The sequence below is a fragment of the Enterobacter sp. ENT02 genome (assembly GCF_019219165.1).
GTDB classification, from domain to species: Bacteria; Pseudomonadota; Gammaproteobacteria; order Enterobacterales; family Enterobacteriaceae; genus Enterobacter; species Enterobacter mori.
In genome coordinates this window covers 940,800-965,966 of the sequence record NZ_JAHUWD010000001.1, presented here as the reverse complement: position 1 = coordinate 965,966, position 25,167 = coordinate 940,800, and the positions used below count along the sequence as shown (strand labels likewise).

At 55.5% G+C, this 25,167-nt stretch carries 21 protein-coding genes; 15 read left to right on the top strand and 6 right to left on the bottom strand.

The window, feature by feature from the left end; all coding sequences use genetic code 11:
• Positions 1 to 23: 23 nt before the first annotated feature.
• Positions 24 to 1,214, top strand: a complete 1,191-nt coding sequence (gene uxuA, locus KW829_RS04415; protein WP_042715826.1) for a mannonate dehydratase — start codon at positions 24 to 26, stop codon at positions 1,212 to 1,214.
• 119 nt (positions 1,215 to 1,333) lie between these two features.
• Here uxuA and yeiP read toward each other — a convergent pair whose 3' ends face one another.
• The gene (gene yeiP / locus KW829_RS04410; RefSeq protein WP_008500940.1) at positions 1,334 to 1,906 is read right to left on the bottom strand and encodes an elongation factor P-like protein YeiP; all 573 of its coding nucleotides are present in this window, start codon (positions 1,904 to 1,906) and stop codon (positions 1,334 to 1,336) included.
• Positions 1,907 to 2,070: 164 nt separating this feature from the next.
• Here yeiP and KW829_RS04405 point away from each other — a divergent pair, with 164 nt between their 5' ends.
• On the top strand, positions 2,071 to 2,325 hold the full coding sequence (locus KW829_RS04405; RefSeq protein ID WP_108416608.1) for a YkgJ family cysteine cluster protein: 255 nt from the start codon (positions 2,071 to 2,073) through the stop codon (positions 2,323 to 2,325).
• Here the strand turns inward: KW829_RS04405 and setB are convergent.
• Positions 2,322 to 3,503, bottom strand: coding sequence for a sugar efflux transporter SetB (setB, locus tag KW829_RS04400; RefSeq protein WP_218307682.1), 1,182 nt, complete (start codon positions 3,501 to 3,503; stop codon positions 2,322 to 2,324). The genes KW829_RS04405 and setB overlap by 4 nt on opposite strands.
• Before the next feature lie 365 nt (positions 3,504 to 3,868).
• On the opposite strand from setB, the gene fruB reads away from it, so the two are divergent.
• Genes fruB through fruA form a run of 3 tightly spaced genes read left to right on the top strand, consistent with a single transcriptional unit; the run spans position 3,869 to position 7,639 of the window.
• The gene (gene fruB, locus KW829_RS04395) at positions 3,869 to 4,999 is read left to right on the top strand and encodes a fused PTS fructose transporter subunit IIA/HPr protein (RefSeq protein WP_218307681.1); all 1,131 of its coding nucleotides are present in this window, start codon (positions 3,869 to 3,871) and stop codon (positions 4,997 to 4,999) included.
• Positions 4,999 to 5,937 (top strand): 1-phosphofructokinase, encoded by a 939-nt coding sequence (fruK, locus tag KW829_RS04390; protein ID WP_010433510.1) that lies wholly within the window; start codon positions 4,999 to 5,001, stop codon positions 5,935 to 5,937. The genes fruB and fruK overlap by 1 nt, the downstream gene beginning before the upstream one ends.
• 16 nt (positions 5,938 to 5,953) lie before the next feature.
• Positions 5,954 to 7,639 (top strand): PTS fructose transporter subunit IIBC, encoded by a 1,686-nt coding sequence (gene fruA / locus KW829_RS04385; protein WP_218307680.1) that lies wholly within the window; start codon positions 5,954 to 5,956, stop codon positions 7,637 to 7,639.
• A 47-nt stretch (positions 7,640 to 7,686) separates the two neighbouring features.
• On the opposite strand, the gene nfo is transcribed toward fruA, so the two are convergent.
• On the bottom strand, positions 7,687 to 8,544 hold the full coding sequence (gene nfo / locus KW829_RS04380; protein ID WP_089597956.1) for a deoxyribonuclease IV: 858 nt from the start codon (positions 8,542 to 8,544) through the stop codon (positions 7,687 to 7,689).
• Positions 8,545 to 8,608: 64 nt separating this feature from the next.
• Complete coding sequence (locus tag KW829_RS04375) at positions 8,609 to 9,655, bottom strand: YeiH family protein (RefSeq protein ID WP_089597957.1); 1,047 nt, start codon at positions 9,653 to 9,655, stop codon at positions 8,609 to 8,611.
• A gap of 98 nt (positions 9,656 to 9,753) precedes the next feature.
• On the opposite strand from KW829_RS04375, the gene yieE reads away from it, so the two are divergent.
• From yieE to cirA, 3 genes are all read left to right on the top strand, one after another.
• Complete coding sequence (gene yieE, locus KW829_RS04370; RefSeq protein WP_100165868.1) at positions 9,754 to 10,620, top strand: DNA-binding transcriptional regulator YeiE; 867 nt, start codon at positions 9,754 to 9,756, stop codon at positions 10,618 to 10,620.
• Positions 10,621 to 10,789: 169 nt separating this feature from the next.
• Positions 10,790 to 12,259, top strand: a complete 1,470-nt coding sequence (gene lysP / locus KW829_RS04365; protein WP_218307679.1) for a lysine-specific permease — start codon at positions 10,790 to 10,792, stop codon at positions 12,257 to 12,259.
• 225 nt (positions 12,260 to 12,484) lie between these two features.
• Positions 12,485 to 14,455 carry a catecholate siderophore receptor CirA gene (gene cirA / locus KW829_RS04360; RefSeq protein ID WP_182400980.1) on the top strand — a complete coding sequence of 657 codons (1,971 nt, stop codon included), beginning with the start codon at positions 12,485 to 12,487 and terminating at the stop codon, positions 14,453 to 14,455.
• Between the two features lie 99 nt (positions 14,456 to 14,554).
• Here the strand turns inward: cirA and fghA are convergent, their stop codons facing one another.
• Positions 14,555 to 15,382 (bottom strand): S-formylglutathione hydrolase, encoded by an 828-nt coding sequence (gene fghA / locus KW829_RS04355; protein ID WP_218307678.1) that lies wholly within the window; start codon positions 15,380 to 15,382, stop codon positions 14,555 to 14,557.
• A 138-nt stretch (positions 15,383 to 15,520) separates the two neighbouring features.
• Between fghA and KW829_RS04350 the strand changes: the two genes are divergently transcribed.
• From KW829_RS04350 to mglC, 7 genes are all read left to right on the top strand, one after another.
• Entirely contained in the window at positions 15,521 to 16,669 is a 1,149-nt protein-coding gene (locus tag KW829_RS04350) for a YbfB/YjiJ family MFS transporter (RefSeq protein WP_218307677.1), read from the top strand.
• 102 nt (positions 16,670 to 16,771) lie between these two features.
• The gene (gene folE / locus KW829_RS04345; RefSeq protein WP_010433535.1) at positions 16,772 to 17,440 is read left to right on the top strand and encodes a GTP cyclohydrolase I FolE; all 669 of its coding nucleotides are present in this window, start codon (positions 16,772 to 16,774) and stop codon (positions 17,438 to 17,440) included.
• Positions 17,441 to 17,458: 18 nt separating this feature from the next.
• Positions 17,459 to 18,616 carry a DUF418 domain-containing protein YeiB gene (gene yeiB, locus KW829_RS04340; RefSeq protein ID WP_218307676.1) on the top strand — a complete coding sequence of 386 codons (1,158 nt, stop codon included), beginning with the start codon at positions 17,459 to 17,461 and terminating at the stop codon, positions 18,614 to 18,616.
• 155 nt (positions 18,617 to 18,771) lie between these two features.
• Positions 18,772 to 19,794 carry an HTH-type transcriptional regulator GalS gene (gene galS / locus KW829_RS04335; protein ID WP_010433539.1) on the top strand — a complete coding sequence of 341 codons (1,023 nt, stop codon included), beginning with the start codon at positions 18,772 to 18,774 and terminating at the stop codon, positions 19,792 to 19,794.
• Between the two features lie 296 nt (positions 19,795 to 20,090).
• On the top strand, positions 20,091 to 21,089 hold the full coding sequence (mglB, locus tag KW829_RS04330; protein WP_010433541.1) for a galactose/glucose ABC transporter substrate-binding protein MglB: 999 nt from the start codon (positions 20,091 to 20,093) through the stop codon (positions 21,087 to 21,089).
• A gap of 79 nt (positions 21,090 to 21,168) precedes the next feature.
• On the top strand, positions 21,169 to 22,689 hold the full coding sequence (gene mglA / locus KW829_RS04325; protein WP_010433543.1) for a galactose/methyl galactoside ABC transporter ATP-binding protein MglA: 1,521 nt from the start codon (positions 21,169 to 21,171) through the stop codon (positions 22,687 to 22,689).
• 15 nt (positions 22,690 to 22,704) lie between these two features.
• Entirely contained in the window at positions 22,705 to 23,715 is a 1,011-nt protein-coding gene (gene mglC, locus KW829_RS04320; RefSeq protein WP_010433547.1) for a galactose/methyl galactoside ABC transporter permease MglC, read from the top strand.
• Between the two features lie 44 nt (positions 23,716 to 23,759).
• On the opposite strand, the gene KW829_RS04315 is transcribed toward mglC, so the two are convergent.
• Positions 23,760 to 25,148 (bottom strand): glutamine synthetase family protein, encoded by a 1,389-nt coding sequence (locus KW829_RS04315; RefSeq protein ID WP_218307675.1) that lies wholly within the window; start codon positions 25,146 to 25,148, stop codon positions 23,760 to 23,762.
• Positions 25,149 to 25,167 lie beyond the last annotated feature (19 nt).

Here is a 25,167-nt window from a genome sequence, read left to right as displayed (position 1 = left end):
TAACAACTTGAGAGGGTGAGGCAATGGAACAAACCTGGCGTTGGTACGGGCCGAACGATCCGGTTTCTCTTGATGATGTGCGTCAGGCTGGCGCGACGGGCGTTGTCACGGCACTGCATCATATTCCTAACGGGCAAGTGTGGCCGGTTGAGGAAATTCAAAAGCGTCAGGCGTTGCTGGCGGAGAAGGGGTTAACCTGGTCAGTCGTGGAAAGTATTCCGGTCCACGAGGATATCAAAACCCATTCGGGTGAATACCAGACCTGGATTGCCAACTATCAGCAGAGTATCCGTAATCTGGCGGCCTGCGGCATTGATACGGTCTGCTATAACTTTATGCCTATCCTGGACTGGACGCGTACCGATCTTGAATACCAGATGGCGGATGGTTCAAAAGCGCTCCGTTTCGACCAGATCGCGTTTGCGGCGTTTGAACTGCACATTCTGAAGCGTCCGGGTGCTGAAGCGGATTACACCGCAGAAGAGCAGCAGCAGGCGCTCGCGTGGTTCCACGCGGCAAGTGAAGCGGATATTGAAAAACTGACCCGCAACATCATTGCCGGGCTGCCGGGTGCTGAAGAAGGCTACACGCTGGACCAGTTCCGCGCGCGTCTGGCGGAATACGGTGATATCGATAAAAACCAGCTGCGCGAAAACATGGCGTACTTCCTGCGCGCGATAGTACCGGTGGCAGAAGAGTCCGGCGTGCGTCTTGCTGTTCATCCGGACGATCCTCCGCGTCCTATCCTCGGCCTGCCGCGTATCGTATCGACAATTGAAGATATGCAGTGGCTGAAAGAGACAGTAGACAGTATCTATAACGGCTTTACGATGTGTACCGGTTCTTACGGCGTGCGTGCGGATAATGACCTGGTACGGATGATTGAAACCTTTGGCGATCGTATTCACTTCACGCATTTGCGTGCAACCTGCCGCGAAGAGAACCCAAAAACCTTCCACGAAGCCGCGCACCTGAACGGTGACGTGAATATGGTGGCGGTGGTGGACGCCATTCTGGCGGAAGAAGTGCGCCGTAAGCACGCGGGCGATGTGCGTCCTATCCCGTTCCGTCCGGATCACGGACACCAGATGCTGGACGATCTGCGTAAGAAAACCAATCCAGGCTATTCGGCGATTGGTCGCCTGAAAGGGATGGCAGAAGTGCGCGGCGTTGAGCTGGCGCTGAAGATGACGAAGTATCCGGAGCTTTTGTAAGCTCTGTTGCCCGCTGGCGCTGCGCTTACCGGGCCTGCAATAAAAAAACCGGCCTGCGAGCCGGTTTTTGTGTTTTTTTGGTCGGGTAAGGCGAAGCCGCCACCCGACAAACGCCGCAATCAGTCAGCGCGACCCATATAGCGTTTTTCTTCGATATGGATGCGGATCTTCTCGCCAGCAGACAGGTATTCTGGCACCTGCACAACCAGCCCGGTGGTCAGGGTAGCCGGTTTGTTACGCGCACTGGCTGACGCGCCTTTGATGCCCGGTGCGGTTTCCACGATTTCCAGATCCACGGTCTGAGGCAGCTCCAGCGCCAGCAGCACGCCGTCCCAGGTCAGCACCTGCATATCCGGCATACCGCCTTCAGGGATAAACAGCAGCTCTTCTTCGATCTGATCTTTAGTGAAGATATAAGGGGTGTAATCTTCTTTGTCCATGAACACATATTCGTTGCCGTCGATGTAGGAGAAATCAACATAGCGACGGGTCAGAGTCACGGTATCGACGATATCGTCACCTTTAAAGCGTTCTTCCACTTTGAGACCGGTACGCACATCGGCGAAACGCATTTTATACAGCGTCGCTGCACCACGGGCGCTAGGTGCCTGAATATCGATATCTTTCACAATCAGCAGTTTGCCGTTGTAATTCAGTACCATACCTTTCTTAATTTCGTTCGCTCTTGGCATTGCAGTAATCCTGTTTACGGGAGGTAAAAAATATCGCGCCAAATTACTCGCGCGCGGCCTTTCAGGCAAGCGGAATTCGCGGCTTTTGCTATCAATACAAAAAAGGTGTTACTGTGCGCCCAATGCCCGACTGCGCGGGCGTTCATCACTGACTGAGAGCATTTATGGATTGTCGTTCAGATTGTGGCGCGTGCTGTACTGCACCGTCCATTTCAAGCCCCATTCCAGGAATGCCGGAGGGCAAGCCTGCCAATACCCGCTGCGTTCAGCTTTCTGACGCTAATCTCTGTATGATCTTTGGGTCGCCCCTGCGCCCGAAGGTGTGCTCCGGGCTTCAGCCTTCCGCGGACATGTGCGGCAGTACGCGAGCGCAGGCGATGACGTACCTGCTTGAGCTGGAAGCGCTCACCGCGCCCTAAACGTCTTTGATCCGCGTGAGACAGGTTATCGTCAGGACGCACATTACCAGGGCAATCCAGAATACCGTGTGGTAGTTCCAGATCTCCGCCACGACACCGGCCATCGAGCCCGCAATAATCCAGCCCACGCGGGTGGTATTAGTATAAAGGGTGGTGGCAGAGCCTGCCTGACCCGGCATTAAATCCTGGAAGTAGAGCATGCCAATCCCGGCGAGAATGCCGATATAGATGGCGTTCAGGAGCTGTAAAGCCAGCAGCAGCGCGGGCGTATGCACCGTCAGCATCCCGACATAGAACAGCAGCCCGGCGACCGCCGCGATGCGCATTAAAAAACGTTTCCCATAGCGCTTTGCGTAATAGCCAGCAATCAGCATGGTCGGGATCTCAAGGCCAGCGGCCGTCCCCATCATGATGCCCGCCAGCTTCTCCGGCAGGTGCAGTTCATCAATAATAAACAGCGGCATGTTGATGATATAAAGGCTGTTGGTGCCCCACATCAGCGTACAGATGATGAAGAGGAGCAAAGCATCGCGGCGGTTACGACGCGGTGCTTCCAGCGCGCCTGTCGCCAGTTTCGGCTCTTTACGCATTGAGGGCAGGAAGAACCACACCATTGTGCCGCACACGACAAAGGCCACCGCCGCACTCAGGTACATCACCGTAAAGCCAAAGCCCATCGCCAGCGCATAAGCCAGTGGTGGACCAATGACCCATGCCAGCGACACCTGGGCACGCAGGATTGAGCTGAACATCACCGCCTCGCGTCCGGTCTGGTCAGCATGCTCACGGGCAAGGGCAAACATCTGCGGGTTGGCGGTAGAGCCAAAACTGCTCAGAAATACCCCAACAAAAAGCAAAATGAAATAGTTACGGTTCCAGGCAAACAGCACGCAAGCGAATACCCCCAGCAGGCAACAAAAGACAATCAGGCTTTTGCGATCGCCCTTTCTGTCGGAACGTCCTGCCAGAAACTGGCTTACCAGGATGCCGATGATGGCGCTGCCGGTAAAGAAGAAGCCGACCATCGCCGGACGGACGTGGACTTCATTTGTCAGAAATAAACTCAGCGTGGGCGTTTGTAAGGCCCCGGCGATCCCGGTAAGGAAAGCAACGATCAAAAACGCCGTTGACGTCAAATCAAGGGGCTTTGGTGAGGCGGCTGCGGGGGTGTTATGCATGTTTTCGTATCAGGATCAGCGTGGGTCAGAAAGACGCGGAGTTTACGCCGCCAGTCATTAAATAAACAGAGGGTGCGGTCACTTTTGCTACAAAAAATCAAAATGGCATTTCAATTTGAAAATGGTTGCTGAACTTAGCTGAAACTGACGTGCTGAACGTCAGCACTATTCAGCTGAAGAAAGGAGAAATGTGCTGTAACTCTAAATTCTGAACAGCCAAATGTAACTTTCCTTGCAACGCTTTACAGAAAGAGCAAGACTTTTTGAAACGTTTCAGCGCTATCTTGTTTTAACTGACGGAGCAGGCTAGCGCATTTTTTCTCATTAAGGCTGAAACGATTCAAGTTCAGCAGGAGAGGAGAACCATGTTCCAGTTATCTGTTCAGGATATTCACCCGGGCGCACAGGCCGGGACGAAAGAAGAGGCTATTCGCCAGGTTGCCGCTGCCCTCGTGCAGGCAGGTAACGTGGCAGAGGGTTACATTAACGGCATGCTGGCCCGCGAGCAGCAGACCTCAACGTTCCTCGGCAATGGCATCGCTATTCCACACGGCACCACCGACACCCGCGACCAGGTGCTGAAAACGGGCGTGCAGGTTTATCAGTTCCCGCAGGGCGTGCTCTGGGGTGACGGTCAGGTGGCTTATGTGGCTATCGGTATCGCCGCCAGCAGCGACGAACACCTGGGCCTGCTGCGCCAGCTGACGCACGTGCTGAGCGATGACTCGGTGGCGGAACAGCTGAAGTCTGTGACCACGGCTGAAGAGCTGCGCGCCTTGCTGATGGGTGAAAAACAGAGCGAAGCGCTGAAACTGGATAATGAAACCCTGACCCTGGATGTTGCAGCCTCTGACCTGGTGACCCTGCAAGCGCTGAACGCGGGTCGCCTGAAGGAGGCCGGTGCGGCCGATGCGACATTCGTTACGCGCGCTATCAATGATAAGCCGCTGAATCTGGGCCAGGGTGTCTGGCTGAACGACAGTGCTGAAGGCAACCTGCGCAGCGCAGTTGCTGTCAGCCGCGCCGCGACTGCGTTTGACGTAGATGGCGAGCGCGCCGCGATGCTGGTCACCGTGGCCATGGTCGATGACCAGCCGGTTGCGGTACTGAAGCGCCTGAGCGATCTGCTGCTGAACAACAAAGCTGAAAAACTGCTGAACGCTGATGCAGCCACCGTGCTTGCGCTGCTGACCAGTGACGATGCGCTGACCGATGACGTGCTGAACGCAGAGTTCGTGGTGCGTAATGAACACGGCCTGCACGCTCGTCCGGGCACCATGCTGGTGAACACCATTAAACAATTTGAAAGCGAGATTACCGTGACCAACCTGGATGGCTCAGGCAAACCGGCGAATGGCCGAAGCCTGATGAAAGTTGTCGCGCTGGGCGTGAAGAAAGGCCACCGTCTGCGCTTCACCGCACAGGGCGCCGATGCTGAACAGGCGCTGAAAGCGATTGGCGATGCCATCGCGGCAGGTCTGGGGGAGGGCGCATAATGAGCAGACGTGTTGCGACTATTACGCTGAACCCGGCTTACGACCTGGTGGGCTTTTGCCCGGAAATTGAACGCGGCGAAGTGAACCTCGTGCGTACCACTGGCCTGCATGCGGCAGGTAAAGGGATTAACGTCGCGAAGGTGCTGAAAGACCTCGGTATCGACGTCACCGTCGGCGGCTTCCTCGGAAAAGATAACCAGGACGGTTTCCAGCAGCTGTTCAGCGAGCTGGGCATTGCCAACCGTTTCCAGGTCGTTCAGGGCCGTACCCGCATCAACGTTAAGCTGACGGAGAAAGACGGCGAAGTCACCGATCTCAACTTCTCTGGCTTCGAAGTGACGCCTGCTGACTGGGAACGCTTTGTCACCGACTCCCTGACCTGGCTTGGCCAGTTCGACATGGTATGCGTCAGCGGCAGTCTGCCGTCCGGCGTGAGCCCGGAAGCCTTCACCGACTGGATGACGCGCCTGCGCAGCCAGTGCCCGTGCATTATTTTTGACAGCAGCCGCGATGCGCTGGTGGCGGGTCTTAAAGCCTCTCCGTGGCTGGTGAAACCAAATCGTCGCGAACTGGAGATCTGGGCAGGCCGTAAGCTGCCAGAATTAAAGGATGTGATTGAAGCTGCCCATGCGCTGCGCGAGCAGGGTATCGCTCACGTGGTGATTTCGCTGGGTGCAGAAGGGGCGTTGTGGGTTAACGCTTCAGGTGAATGGATTGCCAAGCCGCCGTCAATGGAAGTCGTGAGTACGGTTGGCGCGGGGGATTCCATGGTTGGTGGCCTGATCTACGGTCTGCTGATGCGTGAATCCAGTGAACATACGTTACGTCTTGCCACCGCTGTTGCTGCCCTGGCCGTGAGCCAGAGCAATGTCGGTATTACCGATCGTACCCAGTTAGCCGCGATGATGGCGCGCGTTGACTTAAAACCTTTTAACTAACAGCAGGAGAGGAATAATGAAAACGCTGCTGATCATTGACTCCGGTCTCGGACAGGCTCGCGCCTACATGGCGAAGACCCTGCTGGGCGCGGCGGCACAAAAAGCACACCTGGACATCATTGATAACCCAGGCGATGCCGAACTGGCGATTGTCCTGGGCGATAAAATCCCCGCAGACAGCGCGCTGAACGGCAAAAAAGTGTGGCTGGGCGATATTAATCGCGCGGTGGCACATCCTGAGCTGTTCCTGAGCGAAGCGAAAGGTCACGCCACTGTGTACAGTGCGCCTGTGGCGGCGGCCCCGGCTGCGGCTTCCGGTCCGAAACGCGTTGTCGCGGTTACGGCCTGTCCGACAGGCGTGGCGCACACCTTTATGGCGGCTGAAGCCATTGAAACCGAAGCGAAAAAACGCGGCTGGTGGGTGAAAGTTGAAACGCGCGGCTCGGTTGGCGCGGGCAATGCGATTACCCCTGAAGAAGTGGCGGAAGCCGATCTGGTGATCGTGGCGGCGGATATCGAAGTGGATCTGGCGAAATTTGCCGGTAAGCCAATGTACCGCACCTCTACCGGTCTGGCGCTGAAAAAGACCGCTCAGGAATTTGATAAGGCGCTGGTGGAAGCCAGGCCGTATCAGGCGACCGGTGCAGCGAAAACCCCGACCGAAGGGAAAAAAGAGTCTGCTGGCGCATATCGCCACCTGCTGACCGGCGTGTCCTACATGCTGCCGATGGTGGTAGCTGGCGGTCTGTGTATCGCGCTCTCCTTCGCATTTGGTATTACCGCGTTTAAAGAAGAAGGCACGCTGGCGGCTGCGTTAATGCAGATCGGCGGCGGCTCCGCGTTCGCATTGATGGTACCGGTACTGGCAGGCTTTATCGCCTTCTCCATTGCTGACCGTCCGGGTCTGACGCCGGGTCTTATCGGCGGTATGCTGGCGGTGAGCACCGGTTCTGGCTTTATCGGCGGTATCATTGCCGGTTTCCTGGCGGGTTACGTCGCGAAGCTGATTAGCGCTAAGCTGAAGCTGCCACAGAGTATGGAAGCGCTGAAGCCGATCCTGATTATCCCGCTGATCTCCAGCCTGGTGGTCGGTCTGGCGATGATTTACCTGATTGGTAAGCCGGTTGCGGGCATTCTGGCGGGTCTGACCCACTGGCTGCAAACCATGGGCACCGCTAACGCGGTTCTGCTGGGCGCAATCCTCGGCGGTATGATGTGTACCGACATGGGGGGCCCGGTGAACAAAGCGGCGTACGCCTTTGGCGTTGGCCTGCTGAGTACCCAGACCTACGCGCCGATGGCGGCGATCATGGCGGCAGGTATGGTGCCACCGCTAGCGCTCGGTCTGGCAACGATCATTGCCCGTCGTAAGTTCGATAAAGCACAGCAGGAAGGCGGCAAAGCGGCGCTGGTTCTGGGCCTCTGCTTCATTACCGAAGGCGCGATTCCGTTCGCAGCACGTGACCCAATGCGCGTTCTGCCATGCTGTATCGTCGGTGGCGCGGTAACGGGTGCAATCTCTATGGCGATTGGCGCTAAGCTGATGGCACCACACGGTGGTCTGTTCGTGCTGCTGATCCCTGGCGCAATCACTCCGGTACTGGGCTATCTGCTGGCGATTGTTGCCGGTACGCTGGTGGCGGGGCTGTCTTATGCGGTGCTGAAACGTCCGGAAGCGGAAGTTGTGGCAAAAGCAGCGTAAGCGATAAACAACAAAAAAGCCGGGTTGCATTACGCACCCGGCTTTTTTTATGCCGCTTGTTCAGCAGTTTGCTGCGCCTTCAGCCAGGCAATCTCTTCCGCCCAGATATCCGGGTTAATGGTTTCGAGCACCATCGGAATACCGTCGAAGCGGGCGTCCTGCATGATAAAGCGGAACGCATCATGGCCGATGTTGCCTTCGCCCAGGCTGTGGTGGCGGTCAACGCGGCTGCCGAACGCACTTTTTGCATCGTTCAGATGCATGCCGCGCAGGTACTGAAAGCCCACGATGCGCTCGAACTCTTCGAAGGTGTTTTTCGTTGCCTCGGTGGTGCGCAGGTCATACCCGGCCGCAAACGCGTGGCAGGTATCAATGCACACGCCCACGCGGGATTTGTCTTCCACGCCGTCAATAATCGCCGCCAGATGTTCGAACTTAAAGCCGAGGTTGCTGCCCTGACCGGCGGTATTTTCAATCACCGCGGTGACGCCTTTGGTCTTGTCCAGCGTCATGTTGATGGACTCGGCAATGCGCGCCAGACAGGCATCTTCGTCAATCTGCATCAGATGGCTGCCGGGATGGAAGTTCAGCAGCGTCAGCCCCAGCTGTTCGCAGCGCTGCACTTCATCAAGAAACGCCTCGCGTGATTTATCCAGCGCTTCCTGAACCGGGTGCCCGAGGTTAATCAGGTAGCTGTCGTGGGGAAGGATTTGGCCAGGCCCGTAGTGGTATTTCTCACAGGCGGCTTTGAAATCATCAATCACTTCAGCGGTAAGCGCTGCGGCGCGCCACTGGCGCTGGTTTTTGGTGAACAGGGCGAAAGCGGTTGCCTCGATTTCGGCGGCGCGAATGGCGGCATTCGCAAGGCCACCGGCGGCGCTAACGTGCGCTCCAACGTATTTCATAAAGGGACTCCTGTTAACCCGAAATGCTTATGATAGCGGGTTAACAGGAGAAGGATGTAGTGGTTTATGCCATCAGGCTGTGCACGGCGAGGTTAATCGCGCCACCGCCGACAATCAGCCAGATGAAGAGCACCAGCGCCATCAGCAGCGGTTTCGCACCGGCTTTTTTCAGCGCGCTGACGTGAGTGGTCACACCCAGCGCCGCCATCGCCATCGCCAGCAGCACGGTGTCCAGCGTCACCAGCATATCCACTACCGCTTTCGGCAGCAGGTGGAAGGAGTTAAAGATTGCCACCACGATGAACAGGATAGCAAACCACGGAATGGTGATTTTGCTCTTCTCGCTGCCGCCAGCCGGAGCCAACTGTTTAACCCGCGCGGCCAGGAAAATCAGGAACGGGGCCAGCATCATCACGCGCAGCATTTTGGCAATCACCGCCGCGTTTTCGGCTTCCGGGTTAATGGCGTGTCCTGCTGCGACTACCTGAGCCACTTCGTGCATGGTCGAACCGATATAGATGCCGTAGGTTTCCGGGCTAAACCAGTGGGCGACCAGGGGATACATCGCCGGGTAGAGGAAGATCGCCAGCGTACCGAAGATCACCACCGTCGCCACCGCCACGGTTACCTTGCTGGCTTCGGCTTTAACGACGGGTTCTGTTGCCAGCACCGCCGCTGCCCCACAGATACTGCTCCCGGCACCGATCAACCAGCTGGTGTGCTTGTCCAGCCCAAAGACTTTCTGGCCGATAAAGCAGGCCAGTAAAAAGGTGCTGGTCAGGGTCAGGACGTCAATGGCAATCCCGCTCACACCCACATCCGCAATCTGCGAAAAGGTGAGGCGAAAGCCGTAAAGAATGATCCCGAGACGCAGCAGATGCTGCTTGGCGAAAATTACACCGCCGTCGCAGGATTTCCAGATGTGCGGGTATAGGGTATTCCCGACCACCATGCCGAGCAAAATGGCCAGCGTTAGGGCGCTGAAACCTGCGCCCGCAACAGCGGGAATGCTGCCGCCCCATAATGCTGCGCCGGTTATCACGGCGCTGAGCGCAAGACCCGGCACGAAGTGCCACACTGTACGATGATGTTGTAAGGTGAGTTCTGACATAACCTTCTCCTTTGTCTGGCTTAAAGGTTACGGCGCACTGGCTTAAAAATAAAATTGATTATATATTTATAATTAATCTATATAAGTGGTAAACAACCATGCACATTACATTGCGTCAACTGGAAGTCTTCGCTGAAGTGCTGAAGAGTGGATCGACGACCCAGGCCTCGCAGATGCTGGCGCTCTCGCAGTCTGCGGTCAGTGCGGCGCTAACCGATCTCGAAGGGCAGCTGGGCGTGCAGCTGTTCGACAGGGTAGGGAAGCGGCTGGTGGTCAACGAACATGGACGTCTGCTTTACCCGCGCGCGTTGGCATTGCTTGAACAGGCCATCGAAATTGAACAGCTGTTCCGCGAAGACAACGGCGCGATCCGCGTGTTTGCCAGCAGCACCATTGGTAACTACATCCTGCCGGAGGTGATTGCCCGCTACCGCCGTGATTTCCCGACGCTGCCGCTGGAGATGAGTGTGGGCAATAGCCAGGACGTGATTAACGCGGTGATCGATTTCCGCGTCGATATCGGCCTGATTGAAGGGCCGTGCCACAACGTGGATATCATTGCCGAACCCTGGCTGGAAGATGAACTGGTGGTGTTTGCCTCCCCGGCCTCTTCTTTATTACAGGGCGAGGTGACGCTGGAACGTCTGGCGCAGGCGCAGTGGATCCTGCGCGAGCAGGGTTCTGGCACGCGTGAAATCGTCGATTACCTGCTGCTCTCCCATCTGCCGCAGTTCCAGCTGGGCATGGAGCTGGGCAACTCAGAGGCCATTAAGCATGCGGTGCGTCATGGACTGGGCATCAGCTGTCTTTCGCGGCGCGTGATCGCTGAACAGCTTGAGGTCGGATCGCTGGTCGAAATTCCCATTCCTCTGCCGAAGCTGGTGCGCACGCTGTGGTGCATTCACCATCGCCAGAAACACCTTTCCAGCGCTCTGCAGCGTTTTCTGCGTTATTGCGAGATGTAATCTTCCCCTCACCATGGCCCTCTCCCCAAAGGGGAGAGGGAAAAATTATGCTTTACTTATAATCCTGGCCGAGTCATGAAGCTCTCTTATAACTGGGTATTTCTGCCGGAAGGAACGGAGATCGTCTGCTACAATCGCGCCTCATTTAATAAATGGACAGCATTTTCACATGGTTTCAGAAACTAAAACCACAGAAGCGCCCGCGCTACGTCGCGAACTTAAGGCGCGTCACCTGACGATGATCGCTATCGGCGGTTCAATCGGTACAGGTCTTTTCGTTGCCTCTGGCGCAACGATTTCGGCAGCAGGCCCGGGTGGGGCACTCTTCTCTTATATCCTGATTGGCCTGATGGTCTACTTCCTGATGACCAGTTTGGGCGAACTGGCGGCTTACATGCCGGTGTCCGGCTCGTTTTCAACCTACGGGCAAAAATACGTTGAAGAAGGTTTCGGCTTCGCGCTGGGCTGGAACTACTGGTACAACTGGGCGGTCACTATCGCCGTTGACCTGGTCGCCGCACAGCTGGTGATGAACTGGTGGTTCCCGGATACGCCGGGCTGGATCTGGAGCGCCCTGTTCCTGGCCGTCATCTTCCTGCTGAACTACATCTCCGTGCGCGGTTTCGGTGAAGCAGAATACTGGTTCTCTTTAATTAAAGTGGCTACCGTCATCATCTTTATCGTTGTCGGTGTGGCGATGATCGTGGGTATTTTTAAAGGCGCTCAGCCTGCCGGATGGAGTAACTGGACGATAGGCGAAGCGCCGTTTGCCGGGGGCTTCTCGGCGATGATTGGCGTGGCGATGATTGTCGGCTTCTCCTTCCAGGGAACCGAGCTTATCGGTATTGCGGCCGGCGAGTCTGAAAACCCGGAGAAGAACATTCCGCGCGCGGTGCGTCAGGTGTTCTGGCGTATTCTGCTGTTCTATGTGTTCGCTATTCTGATTATCAGCCTGATTATTCCGTATACCGACCCGAGCCTGCTGCGTAACGATGTCAAAGACATCAGCGTCAGCCCGTTCACGCTGGTCTTCCAGCACGCGGGTCTGCTCTCGGCGGCGGCGGTAATGAACGCGGTGATCCTGACGGCGGTGCTGTCTGCGGGTAACTCCGGTATGTACGCATCCACCCGTATGCTGTACACCCTGGCCTGCGACGGTAAAGCCCCGCGTATTTTCGCCAAACTGTCACGTGGCGGCGTACCGCGTAATGCGCTGTATGCAACTACGGTGATTGCCGGTCTGTGCTTCCTGACCTCTATGTTTGGTAATCAGACGGTATACCTGTGGCTGCTGAATACCTCCGGCATGACGGGCTTTATCGCCTGGCTGGGGATTGCCATCAGCCACTACCGCTTCCGTCGCGGGTATGTGATGCAGGGCCATGACCTGAATAATCTGCCGTACCGCTCAGGGTTCTTCCCGCTGGGGCCGATTTTCGCCTTCATTCTGTGCCTGATTATTACCCTGGGGCAGAACTATGAAGCCTTCCTTGCGGATTCCATTGACTGGGGCGCTGTTACGGCCACCTACATCGGTATTCCGCTGTTCCTGATCATCTGGTTTGGCTACAAACTGACGAAAGGAACCCACTTCGTTCGCTACAGTGAAATGGATTTCCCGGAACGATTTAAACAATAACCGCAGTTCCTCTCTTTTAGCCCGCTCACCTGAGCGGGCTTTTTTATCTCCACAGTATGCAGAACGGATATAATTTTTAACAATTGAATTGATAATAGTTATCGTTTGCTTTATCGTTACGAAATAATAAGCAGCACACCGACCTGCCGAAGATGCGGGCGGCCCCTAAGGCGTTGTGAGCAATAATTAGTTGATTTAGTTGTATTTACCTCATGGAGATATGGAATGTTTAGGTTGAATCCCTTCGTCAGGGGAGGACTTTGTGCGTCCGCAATGTCCCTGGCACTGCCTGTCATCGCTGCGGAATCTGGCGACACACTGGTTGTAACGGCCTCCGCGACCGAGCAAAACCTGAAAGACGCACCGGCGAGCATTAGCGTCATTACTCAGGAAGACTTAAAGCGTAAGCCCGTTCAGAACCTGAAAGATGTGTTACAGGATGTGCCAGGCGTGCAGCTCACAAACGAAGGGGACAACCGCAAAGGGGTCAGTATTCGCGGTCTGGACAGCAGCTACACGCTGATTCTGGTCGACGGCAAACGCGTTAGCTCCCGCAATGCGGTATTCCGCCACAATGATTTTGACCTGAACTGGGTGCCTGTCGACGCCATCGAGCGGATCGAAGTGGTGCGCGGCCCGATGTCCTCCCTCTACGGTTCCGATGCGCTGGGTGGCGTGGTCAACATCATCACCAAAAAAATCGGTCAGAAATGGACCGGAACCCTGAGCGCGGATTCAACCATTCAGGAACACCGCGACCGCGGTGACACCAACAACGGTCAGTTCTACACCAGCGGTCCGCTGGTGGACGGCGTGCTGGGGCTTAAAGCCTACGGCAGCGTGTCTAAACGTGAAAAAGACGATCAGCAACGCTCCTCTACTTCTGCGAACGGTGAAACGCCGCGTATCGAAGGCTTCACCAGCCGCGATGCCAACGTCGAATTCGCCTGGACGCCGACGGAAAATCATGACTTTACCGCGGGATACGGCTTCGACCGCCAGGATCGCGACTCTGACTCCCTCGACAAAAACCGCCTTGAGCGCCAGAACTACTCCCTGAGCCACAACGGCCGCTGGGGCGTTGGCAACAGTGAACTGAAGGTGTACGGCGAGAAGGTCGACAACAAAAACCCGGGCAACAGCAGTCCGATTACCTCCGAGAGTAACGCGGTTGACGGGAAATACGTCCTGCCGCTGGGCGAAATCAATCAGTTGCTGACCTTCGGCGGCGAGTGGCGTCACGATAAGCTGAAGGATCCGGTCAACCTGACAGGGAGTACCAGCAGCACGACCTCGGCAAGCCAGTACGCGCTGTTCCTTGAAGATGAATGGCGTATCTTCGAGCCGCTGGCGCTGACCACCGGCATCCGTATGGATGACCATGAAACCTACGGCGACCACTGGAGCCCGCGTGCCTATCTGGTCTACAACGCGACCGACACCGTCACGGTGAAAGGGGGCTGGGCCACCGCGTTTAAAGCGCCATCGCTGCTGCAGCTCAGCCCGGACTGGATCACCGGTTCCTGCCGCGGCGCCTGCGAGATTGTCGGTAACCCGGATCTGAAGCCAGAAACCAGCGAAAGCTTCGAGCTTGGACTCTACTACAGCGGGGAAGAGGGCTGGCTAGAAGGCGTGCAGGCCAGCATCACCACCTTCCAGAACGACGTGGACGACCGCATCAGCATCAGCCGTACGGCTAACGTGAACCAGGCGCAAAGCTACCCGAACTATGTTGGGCTGAACGCCGACGGCGAACCCATTTTCCGCTATTACAACGTCAACAAGGCGCGTATCCGTGGGGTGGAAACCGAGCTGAAATTCCCGATTGCGGAAGACTGGAAAGTCACGCTGAACTACACCTACAACGATGGTCGTGATATCAGCAACGGCGGCAACAAGCCGCTCTCCGAACTGCCGTTCCACACCGCCAACGGAACCGTTGACTGGAAGGCAACTCAGGACTGGTCGTTCTATGTGCAGGGTAACTATAAAGGCGAGAAACGCGCGCTTACCAGCGGTGAACCGACGCCGGGCGGCTACGTTATCTGGAACACCGGTGCGGCATGGCAGGCAACGAAAGCCGTTAAGCTGCGCGCAGGCGTGCAGAACCTGCTGGATAAAGACCTGAGCCGTGACGATTACAGCTATACGGAAGATGGTCGTCGCTACTTTGTAGGCGTGGATTATACGTTCTGATGTAACCTTTATGCCCGGTGGCGCTTCGCTTACCGGGCCTACAAAAACCATAAACGTAGGCCGGGTAAGGCGAAGCCGCCACCCGGCAATCGCACGCACTTATGCGAACAAGTGCTCCGCATGGAAGCGGAGATGATCTTCAGTAAAAGACCCGATGAAGAAATAGCTGTGGTCATACCCCGGCTGAATGCGCAGCGTCAGCGGCCAGTCTTTCTGGCGAGCCGCTTCAGCCAGCACCGCAGGCTGTAGCTGTCCGGCGAGGAACTGATCCGCATCACCCTGATCGATAAGCGTTGGGATCGCATCCTCTGTCTGGCTTGCCAGCATCAGCGCGCAGCTGTCCCATTCCTGCCAGGTTTCTGCATTATCGCCCAGATAGTGGGTAAAGGCTTTTTGCCCCCAGGGTACCTGCGTTGGGTTCACAATCGGCGCAAACGCCGACACGCTGGTGTATTTCCCAGGGTTTTTCAGCGCCATGATAAGCGCACCGTGACCCCCCATTGAGTGCCCGCTGATGGCGCAACGGTCATTCACAGCAAACTCCGCCTGAATCAGCGCAGGCAGCTCGTCACGAATGTAGTCATACATGCGGTAGTGGCTCGCCCACGGCTGCTCGGTCGCGTTGAGATAAAATCCGGCGCCTTTGCCTAAATCGTATCCGGCATAGTCGGCGACCTCATCCCCACGCGGGCTGGTGTCTGGCATCACCAGCGCAATGCCAAGCTCTGCCGCAATACGCTGCGCACCCGCTTTGGTGGTGAAGTTTTCGTCGTTGCAGGTCAGGCCAGAAAGCCAGAACAGAACCGGCGGTTTTTCCGTCGGCGGCAGGAAAATGCTGAACGTCATCGCACAGTTCAGTACGGTGGAGTCGTGCCGCCAGCGCTGCTGTCGACCTTCAAAACAACGGTGCTCTTCGAGCAGTTCCATGCAAGGCTCCTTAATGATGATACGTATTCATAAAATCCATAATACAGAGTTTTCATTGACCTGTGAGTAACTTTCACTTTCCCCTTACGCTCAGATACTGCATCATAAATTTACTTTTCTTTAACAACTGGAGCGGTCATGGCGCTGCGTATCGCGCTCAGCGGATTTGTGGTTTTGGTGGTGGCAATGGGGATCGGGCGCTTTGCCTTTACGCCTCAGGTACCGTTGATGATTGCCGCCGGGCAACTGACGCTAACCAGTGCGGGTCTGGTGGCGGCGATGAACTATCTGGGCTATCTGGTCGGGGCGTGGGATGCCATGCGCGCCCATCGCTTTGTGGAAACACGCCTCTGGTTGGGCATCACTGGCGCGGTTGCGCTGACGCTGCTCTCGGCTGCGGCGGATAACGCCATGGTTCATGGTTTACTGCGCTTCGTGATTGGCTGCATGAGCGGCTGGTCTATGGTACTGATAGCCGCCTGGACCAACGAACGGCTGGGTCAGTTGGGTAAACCGGGGCTTAGCGCCGCTGTCTTTGCCGGGCCGGGCGCAGGCATTGCCCTGAGCGGGCTGCTCGCGGTCTATATTCAGGCGAAGGCGCTCTCTGCCGGGGCGGCATGGCAGATTTACGGCGTGCTGGCGCTGGTGCTGATTGCACTGGTAGCACGCTACCTGCCGCGATCCGGGCAACTCCATCGGCCTGGAACCGCACCGGAGCCGCTGGTGCTGACGGCGGATTTAAAGCGCCTGGTCTGGAGCTACAGCCTCGCGGGGTTTGGCTATATCCTCCCGGCGACCTTCCTGTCGCAAATGGCGGCGGTGCGTTTTCCAGGCAGCCTGTTTGCCCAGTTTGTCTGGCCGATTTTCGGTTTCGCTGCCGTCATCGGCATCGTGCTCAGCATCCTACTGCGTCATACATCCACGGCTAACCGCAGGCTGGCGATTGTTCTGTGGTTACAGGGTGCAGGCGTGCTGGCCGCCTGGCTGCTGCCGGGCATTGGCGGTTTGCTGACGGGCGGTCTGCTGGTCGGCGGCGGGTTCTTATGTGCCGTGCAGCTTTCTCTGCTCTACGGTCGCGAGCTGGCACCGAACCACACGCGCTATATGGCGGGACTGCTCACCACCGGCTATGCCATCGGCCAGCTGATTGGCCCTGTGACGTCCGCGCTCTCCACCTGGTTAACGCATCGGCTGGAGCCTGCGCTGGGGCTGGCGGGCATCGCGCTGTTCATCGGCGGGGCACTGGTCTGGAACCGTCAGGCTGAAAGGCAGCAGCAATTGCAATAATTATCGTCGTGAATACTGGATTATGTGCGCCGCCTCACGCACAATGAGCGCACACTTTTGCCACAACGAGGGCAAAAGACGCCACACCTGCAGGAGAAAAGAATGTCATCACTCAGTAAAGAAGCTGCTCTGGTCCATGAAGCCCTGGTTGCGCGCGGTCTTGAAACGCCACTGCGTCCCCCGGTTCAGGAACTGGATAATGAAACCCGTAAACGTCTGATTTCCGGGCATATGACCGAGATCATGCAACTGCTGAATCTCGATCTGAGCGATGACAGCCTGATGGAGACGCCTCAGCGCATCGCGAAAATGTACGTAGACGAGATCTTCTCTGGCCTTGATTACGCCAATTTCCCGAAAATCACCGTCATTGAAAACAAAATGAAGGTCGATGAGATGGTGACGGTGCGCGATATCACGCTCACCAGTACCTGCGAGCACCACTTCGTGACCATCGATGGCAAAGCGACCGTGGCGTATATTCCAAAAGATACGGTAATCGGCCTGTCCAAAATCAACCGTATCGTGCGATTCTTCTCCCAGCGTCCGCAGGTGCAGGAGCGTCTGACGCAGCAGATCCTGACCGCGCTGCAAACGCTGTTGGGCACCAGTAACGTGGCGGTCTCTATCGACGCTGTGCACTATTGCGTGAAAGCGCGTGGCGTGCGTGATGCGACCAGCGCAACCACCACCACGTCGCTGGGCGGTCTGTTTAAATCGAGCCAGAACACCCGCCAGGAGTTTCTGCGCGCCGTGCGTCACCACAATTAATCAGACAGGGCAGGGACCATGGAGCGAAACGTCACGCTCGATTTTGTTCGCGGCGTCGCCATTCTCGGTATCCTGCTGCTCAATATTAGCGCCTTCGGTTTGCCGAAGGCCGCTTATCTCAATCCCGCCTGGTACGGCGATATCACCCGAAGCGATGCCTGGACATGGGCGATCCTCGATCTCTTTGCGCAGGTTAAATTCCTGACGCTGTTTGCGCTGCTGTTTGGCGCAGGGTTACAGCTTCTGCTCAAACGCGGCACGCGCTGGATCCAGTCTCGTTTAACGCTGCTGGCGATCCTCGGCTTTATTCACGGTTTGTTTTTCTGGGATGGTGACATTCTGCTCGCCTACGGGTTAGTTGGGCTCATTTGCTGGCGTCTTATCCGCGATGCGCCCAGCGTAAAAAGCCTGTTCAACACCGGCGTGATGCTCTATGTCATGGGGCTTTGCGTATTGTTTCTGCTGGGCGTTATCTCTGGCGATTCAACAAACCGCTCGTGGATCCCCGACGCGGCCAACCTGCAGTATGAGCAGTTCTGGAAGCTGAAAGGGGGGGCTGAGGCGATCGGTAATCGTGCCGATATGCTCGGTGATAATCTCCTTGCGCTGGGCGCGCAGTACGGCTGGCAGCTGGCAGGGATGATGCTGATGGGGGCATCCCTGATGCGCACCGGCTGGCTGAAGGGCGAATTCAGCCTGCGCCACTATCGCCGCACGGGCGCGGGTCTGCTCCTGCTCGGCGTGCTGATTAATCTCCCGGCGGTGATAATGCAGTGGCATCTTCACTGGGATTACCGCTGGTGCGCCTTCCTGCTTCAGGTGCCACGTGAGCTTAGCGCTCCGTTCCAGACCATTGGCTACGCGGCGCTGATCTACGGCTTCTGGCCGCAGCTTTCCCGCCTGTGGATTGTCAGCGCCGTGGCCTGCGTTGGCCGCATGGCGTTAAGCAATTACATCCTGCAAACGCTGATCTGCACCACGCTGTTCTACCGATTTGGCCTGTTTATGAAATTCGACCGACTCACGCTGCTGGCGTTTGTTATTCCGGTCTGGATGGTTAACCTGGCGTTTTCCGTTATCTGGCTGCGTTATTTCCGCCAGGGACCGCTGGAGTGGGTCTGGCGAAAATTAACCGCACATGCTTCGGGTGTATCATTGCGTAATACATCCGGATAACGATCTGGATCACAATCATTAACAAAACGGATGTAAGCGTTTTCATCTGTGTGAGCTTCTTCACGTAGTCCCCTCTTTCTCGCTGCCAAAATAGCCTCCTTGCTAAACACAGGGGGTGTCTGTGAGTTGCTGCAATCCTATGAAGGATGGTGAACATGATCACCATTCGTGACGTCGCCCGCCTGGCGGGCGTTTCCGTGGCTACCGTCTCTCGCGTGCTGAACAACAGCGCGCTGGTCAGCCCTGAAACCCGTGAAACCGTAATGAAAGCCGTGACCCAGCTTGGGTACCGGCCAAATGCCAACGCGCAGGCGCTGGCGACGCAGGTGAGCGATACCATTGGCGTCGTGGTGATGGATGTGTCCGATGCCTTCTTTGGCGCGCTGGTTAAAGCGGTGGACGTTGTCGCCCAGCAGCACCAGAAATACGTGCTGATTGGCAACAGCTATCACGAGGCGGAAAAAGAGCGTCATGCCATTGAGGTGCTGATACGCCAGCGTTGCAATGCCCTGATTGTGCATTCAAAAGCGTTAAGCGACGAAGAGCTGGCCGGGTTTATGGAGCAGATCCCCGGAATGGTGTTAATCAACCGGATTGTGCCAGGCTACGCGCACCGCTGCGTTGGGCTGGATAACGTCAGCGGCGCGATGATGGCGACGCGGATGCTCATCAGCAACGGCCATCAGCGCATCGGGTATCTTGCTTCCAGCCACCAGATTGAAGACGACGGAATGCGTCGGGAAGGGTGGCAGAATGCGTTGAAAGAGCACGGCATTGTCCCGCTTGAAAGCTGGGTAGGAACCGGTACGCCGGATATGCAGGGTGGGGAAGCCGCAATGGTCGAGCTGCTGGGCCGTAATCTGCAGCTTTCCGCCGTGTTTGCCTATAACGACAGCATGGCGGCGGGGGCGCTGACTGCGCTGAAAGACAACGGAATTGCGGTGCCACAGCATTTGTCGCTGATTGGCTTCGATGATATCCCGATTGCCCGTTACACCGACCCGCAGTTAACCACCGTGCGTTACCCCATTGCCTCGATGGCAAAACTGGCGACAGAACTGGCGTTACAGGGTGCCGCAGGCCTGCTGGATCCGGATGCAACACACTGTTTCATGCCAACTTTAGTCAGGCGGCATTCTGTCTCTATTCGGCAAACTGTGGCTCCGATCACTAACTAATTATGTGGCGTGATGTAACCGTTTTCAATCTGTGAGTAAATTCACAGTATCTTAACAAGCCGCTGACTATGATGTCAGCGTTTTAGAGGCTGAAACGCTATGTAACGGTGATTAATCATTTTCACCATAGCCAGTGAGCCGAAAACAACGAATAAAACGCATTTCTGGAGCGTTACCGAACACGGAAGATAGAAATTTTATAAGTGAACTTCGGCGATCAGTAACGTTTTATTAACACCTGCCCGCCGACCGTTATTCACAAGAACTACCCTGCATAAAAAAAAACCGGAGATACCATGAATAAGAAGGTGTTGACTCTGTCTGCTGTAATGGCAAGCATGCTTTTTGGTGCAGCAGCGCACGCTGCGGATACCCGTATTGGCGTGACCATCTATAAATACGACGACAACTTCATGTCCGTTGTGCGTAAAGCAATTGAGAAAGATGCGAAAGCAGCGCCAGACGTTCAGCTGCTGATGAACGACTCCCAGAACGACCAGTCCAAACAGAACGACCAGATCGATGTTCTGCTGGCGAAAGGCGTGAAAGCCCTGGCGATCAACCTGGTTGACCCGGCTGCAGCAGGCACGGTTATTGAGAAAGCGCGCGGCCAGAACGTGCCAATCGTCTTCTTCAACAAAGAACCTTCCCGTAAGGCGCTGGATAGCTACGACAAAGCGTTTTACGTCGGTACTGACTCCAAAGAGTCCGGCATTATTCAGGGCGATTTGATCGCGAAACACTGGGCGGCGAACCCGAACTGGGACCTGAACAAAGACGGTCAAATTCAGTTCGTTCTGCTGAAAGGCGAACCAGGCCACCCGGATGCTGAAGCCCGTACCACCTACGTTATTAAAGAGCTGAACGACAAGGGCCTGAAAACCCAGCAGCTGGCGTTAGATACCGCCATGTGGGATACCGCTCAGGCGAAAGATAAGATGGACGCGTGGCTGTCTGGCCCGAACGCCAACAAAATCGAAGTCGTGATCGCGAACAACGATGCGATGGCGATGGGTGCCGTTGAAGCCCTGAAAGCACACAACAAATCCTCCATTCCTGTGTTCGGCGTAGATGCGCTGCCAGAAGCGCTGGCGCTGGTTAAATCCGGCGCGATGGCCGGTACCGTTCTGAACGATGCCAACAACCAGGCGAAAGCCACCTTCGACCTGGCGAAAAACCTGGCCGACGGTAAAGGTGCTGCTGACGGCACGACCTGGAAAATTGAAAACAAAATCGTTCGCGTGCCATACGTGGGCGTAGACCAGTCCAACCTGGCTGAGTTTATCGGTAAATAAGATCTTTGTTTTGTCTTCACTGGGCGCAATTCGTTGCGCCCTTTTATAACGCGATATGCGAGGCCAACAAGGTATAATTATGGTCAGCACAACTACTCAGTCGTCCGGTGAATACTTGTTGGAAATGACCGGTGTTAACAAGTCTTTCCCCGGTGTTAAGGCACTCGATAATGTTAATTTAAAAGTGCGTCCTCACTCTATTCATGCCTTGATGGGGGAGAACGGTGCGGGTAAATCAACATTATTAAAATGTCTTTTTGGGATCTATCAAAAAGATTCTGGCAGCATTCTTTTTCAGGGGAAAGAGATCGATTTCCATTCAGCGAAAGAAGCACTGGAAAACGGTATCTCGATGGTTCACCAGGAATTAAACCTGGTACTGCAACGCTCGGTAATGGATAACATGTGGTTGGGACGTTACCCAACCAAAGGTGTGTTTGTCGATCAGGATAAAATGTATCGCGACACCAAAGCGATTTTCGATGAGCTGGATATTGATATCGATCCGCGCGCCCGCGTGGGGACATTATCCGTTTCCCAGATGCAGATGATCGAAATTGCCAAAGCGTTCTCCTATGATGCGAAGATCGTCATCATGGATGAACCCACGTCGTCATTAACGGAAAAAGAGGTTAATCACCTTTTTACCATTATTCGCAAACTGAAAGATCGCGGCTGTGGCATCGTCTATATCTCGCATAAAATGGAAGAGATCTTCCAGCTGTGCGATGAAATTACCATCCTTCGCGACGGCCAGTGGATTGCCACTCAGCCGCTGGAAGGGCTGGACATGGACAAGATTATCGCCATGATGGTCGGCCGTTCCCTGAACCAGCGCTTCCCGGACAAAGAAAACAAGCCGGGCGAAGTGATTCTGGAAGTGCGCAATCTCACCTCGCTGCGCCAGCCGTCCATTCGCGATATCTCGTTCGACCTGCACAAAGGCGAAATTCTGGGCATTGCCGGACTGGTGGGGGCCAAACGTACCGATATCGTGGAAACCCTGTTTGGTATCCGGGAAAAATCGGGCGGCACCATTACGCTGCACGGTAAAAAAATTAACAACCATAACGCCAACGAAGCCATTAATAACGGTTTCGCGCTGGTGACGGAAGAGCGTCGCTCGACCGGTATTTATGCCTATCTCGATATTAACTTTAACTCGTTAATTTCGAACATTCGTAACTATAAAAGTAAAATCGGTCTGCTGGATAATTCCCGCATGAAGAGCGATACCCAGTGGGTAATTGACTCCATGCGCGTCAAAACGCCAGGCCACCGTACGCAAATTGGTTCGCTTTCGGGTGGGAACCAGCAAAAAGTCATTATTGGCCGCTGGTTATTGACCCAGCCCGAAATTCTGATGCTGGATGAACCAACCCGCGGTATTGATGTGGGTGCAAAATTTGAAATTTATCAGCTGATTGCTGAGCTGGCGAAAAAGAATAAAGGGATCATTATTATTTCTTCCGAAATGCCGGAACTGTTAGGGATCACAGACCGTATTCTGGTTATGAGCAATGGTCTCGTTGCCGGTATTGTTGACACCAAAACGACAACGCAAAACGAAATTTTGCGTCTTGCGTCTTTGCACCTTTAAGATCAGGGGCTCCTCATGAGTGCGTTAAATAAGAAAAGTTTTCTCACTTATCTGAAAGAAGGCGGTATTTACGTTGTTCTTTTAGTATTACTAGCCATTATTATCTTCCAGGACCCTACGTTCTTAAGCCTGCTGAACTTGAGTAACATTCTGACTCAGTCCTCCGTGCGTATCATCATCGCGCTGGGCGTGGCGGGGTTGATTGTCACCCAGGGGACTGACCTGTCAGCAGGACGTCAGGTAGGGCTGGCGGCGGTTATTGCGGCAACGCTGCTGCAGTCGATGGAAAACGCCAACAAGGTGTTCCCGGAAATGGCCACCATGCCGATTTTCGTGGTGATCCTGATTGTCTGCGCCATCGGTGCGGTGATCGGCCTGATCAACGGCATCATCATTGCTTACCTGAACGTGACGCCATTTATCACCACGCTGGGTACGATGATCATCGTTTACGGTATCAACTCCCTGTACTACGACTTCGTGGGCGCGTCGCCAATCTCGGGCTTTGACAGCGGCTTCTCGACCTTTACGCAAGGATTTATCGCGCTGGGCAGCTTCCGCCTGTCCTATATCACCTTCTATGCGCTGATTGCCGTGGCCTTCGTTTGGGTGCTGTGGAACAAAACCCGCTTTGGTAAAAACATTTTCGCCATCGGCGGTAACCCGGAAGCGGCGAAAGTCTCCGGCGTTAACGTTGCCCTGAACCTGCTGATGATTTATGCGCTGTCCGGTGTGTTCTACGCCTTCGGCGGGATGCTGGAAGCGGGCCGTATCGGCTCTGCCACCAACAACCTTGGCTTCATGTACGAGCTGGATGCGATTGCGGCCTGCGTGGTGGGCGGCGTCTCCTTCAGCGGCGGCGTGGGTACCGTGCTCGGCGTGGTCACCGGTGTGATCATCTTTACCGTCATCAACTACGGTCTCACCTACATCGGCGTGAACCCTTACTGGCAGTACATCATTAAAGGCGCCATCATCATCTTCGCGGTTGCGCTGGATTCACTGAAATACGCACGTAAAAAATAACGGCATCTCGCATTATCCGGCCCGCTCATTGAGCGGGCTTTTTTTTACGCTAGCGTGGATTCCTGTCCGGTGACTATGCTCTCGAACCAGTCAAGTTCAGAAAGCTTGCAGGCTATCCACTGTTCTGAAAAGGCTTCGCCTAAGCTGTCGGTGAGATACTGGCAGCGGGAAAACGCCTCGATTGCCTGCTGCTGGAACAGTGGAAGTTCTGGCTCATCACGCTGCGGTTCCGGTAAATCATCCTCATCAAAATTTTCCAGACCGTACAACATGCCGGTCAGGATGGTTGCCGCAACGAGATACGGGTTGGCATCAGCGCCCGCCAGACGGTACTCAATACGACGGTTGCTCTCATCAGAGCAGGGGATACGCAGCGCGGCAGTGCGGGTGTTATAACCCCATGAATGGAATAATGGCTCTGTGAGGTTTTTACGAAGGCGCCGGAAAGCGTTAACGCCGGGGGCCAGAATGGCGATGGAGGCGGGCATCAGCGCCAGCTGACCTGCGATGCATAAGCGCATCATGCTATTGAGTTCATCAGCCGGTGAGGCAAATACGTTTTCACCGTGAATATCATTCAGGCTGAAATGAAAATGCAGGCCGCTGCCGGACAAGAGGCTGAACGGCTTGGCCATAAAGTTAGCCTGAAGGCCGTGCTTTTCAGCGACAAACCGCGTTAACCGACGCAGTGCCAGGATATTGTCACATACCTCCACGACCCGATGACTGTGCTTCAGGTTTAACTCGAACTGACCTGATTCAGCCTCTGCTACAATTCCGGTCAGGGGGATATGCTGCCGGTGTGCCAGCTGTTCCAGCTCGTCAAACAGCGCAGCGTGGGCTGATGACGTATCCATATGAAAGCAGCCCTGATTCTGAAGCTCCTGAGTGCCAGGCCCCGTCAGGTAGAACTCAATTTCCGGTGCCATAACCGGGTACAGCCCATGCTGATGAAAACGCGCCAGAACGTTCTGCAATATGACGCGTGGCTCAAGGGGACAAGGTTGCCCGTCGCTGTCCTTCATCGTCAGGAGGATCTGCGCGGTATGCAGCGGATCGTGTGAAGAGGGGCGGAGGGAACCGGCAACCGGCATGCAAAGTCGGTCTGGCTCATCGTCACGTGACGCGGCGACTTTCCCTTTTTGATCCATCGAATAGACCGAGAGAGGAAAATAGCAGCCTTTCTCCAGACTCAGCATGCTGTCTACGGAAAGTCGCTTACCGCGCATAATGCCGTTGATATCGTTGAGACAGACATCGATGTGTTTGGTTTGTGGGTAACGCTCGAGATAATCCGCCACTTCCACCGACAGGCTCTGTTTCAGAGTGGCAAGCTTCTCCTCAAGATAGAGGCCGGAATTTAGCGCGGTCGGCAGCGATAAACCCGGGAAATTAAAGTACGGGCGGATACTTTTCAGGAAAAACGCGTTCATTATCGAGTTCATAGTCAGT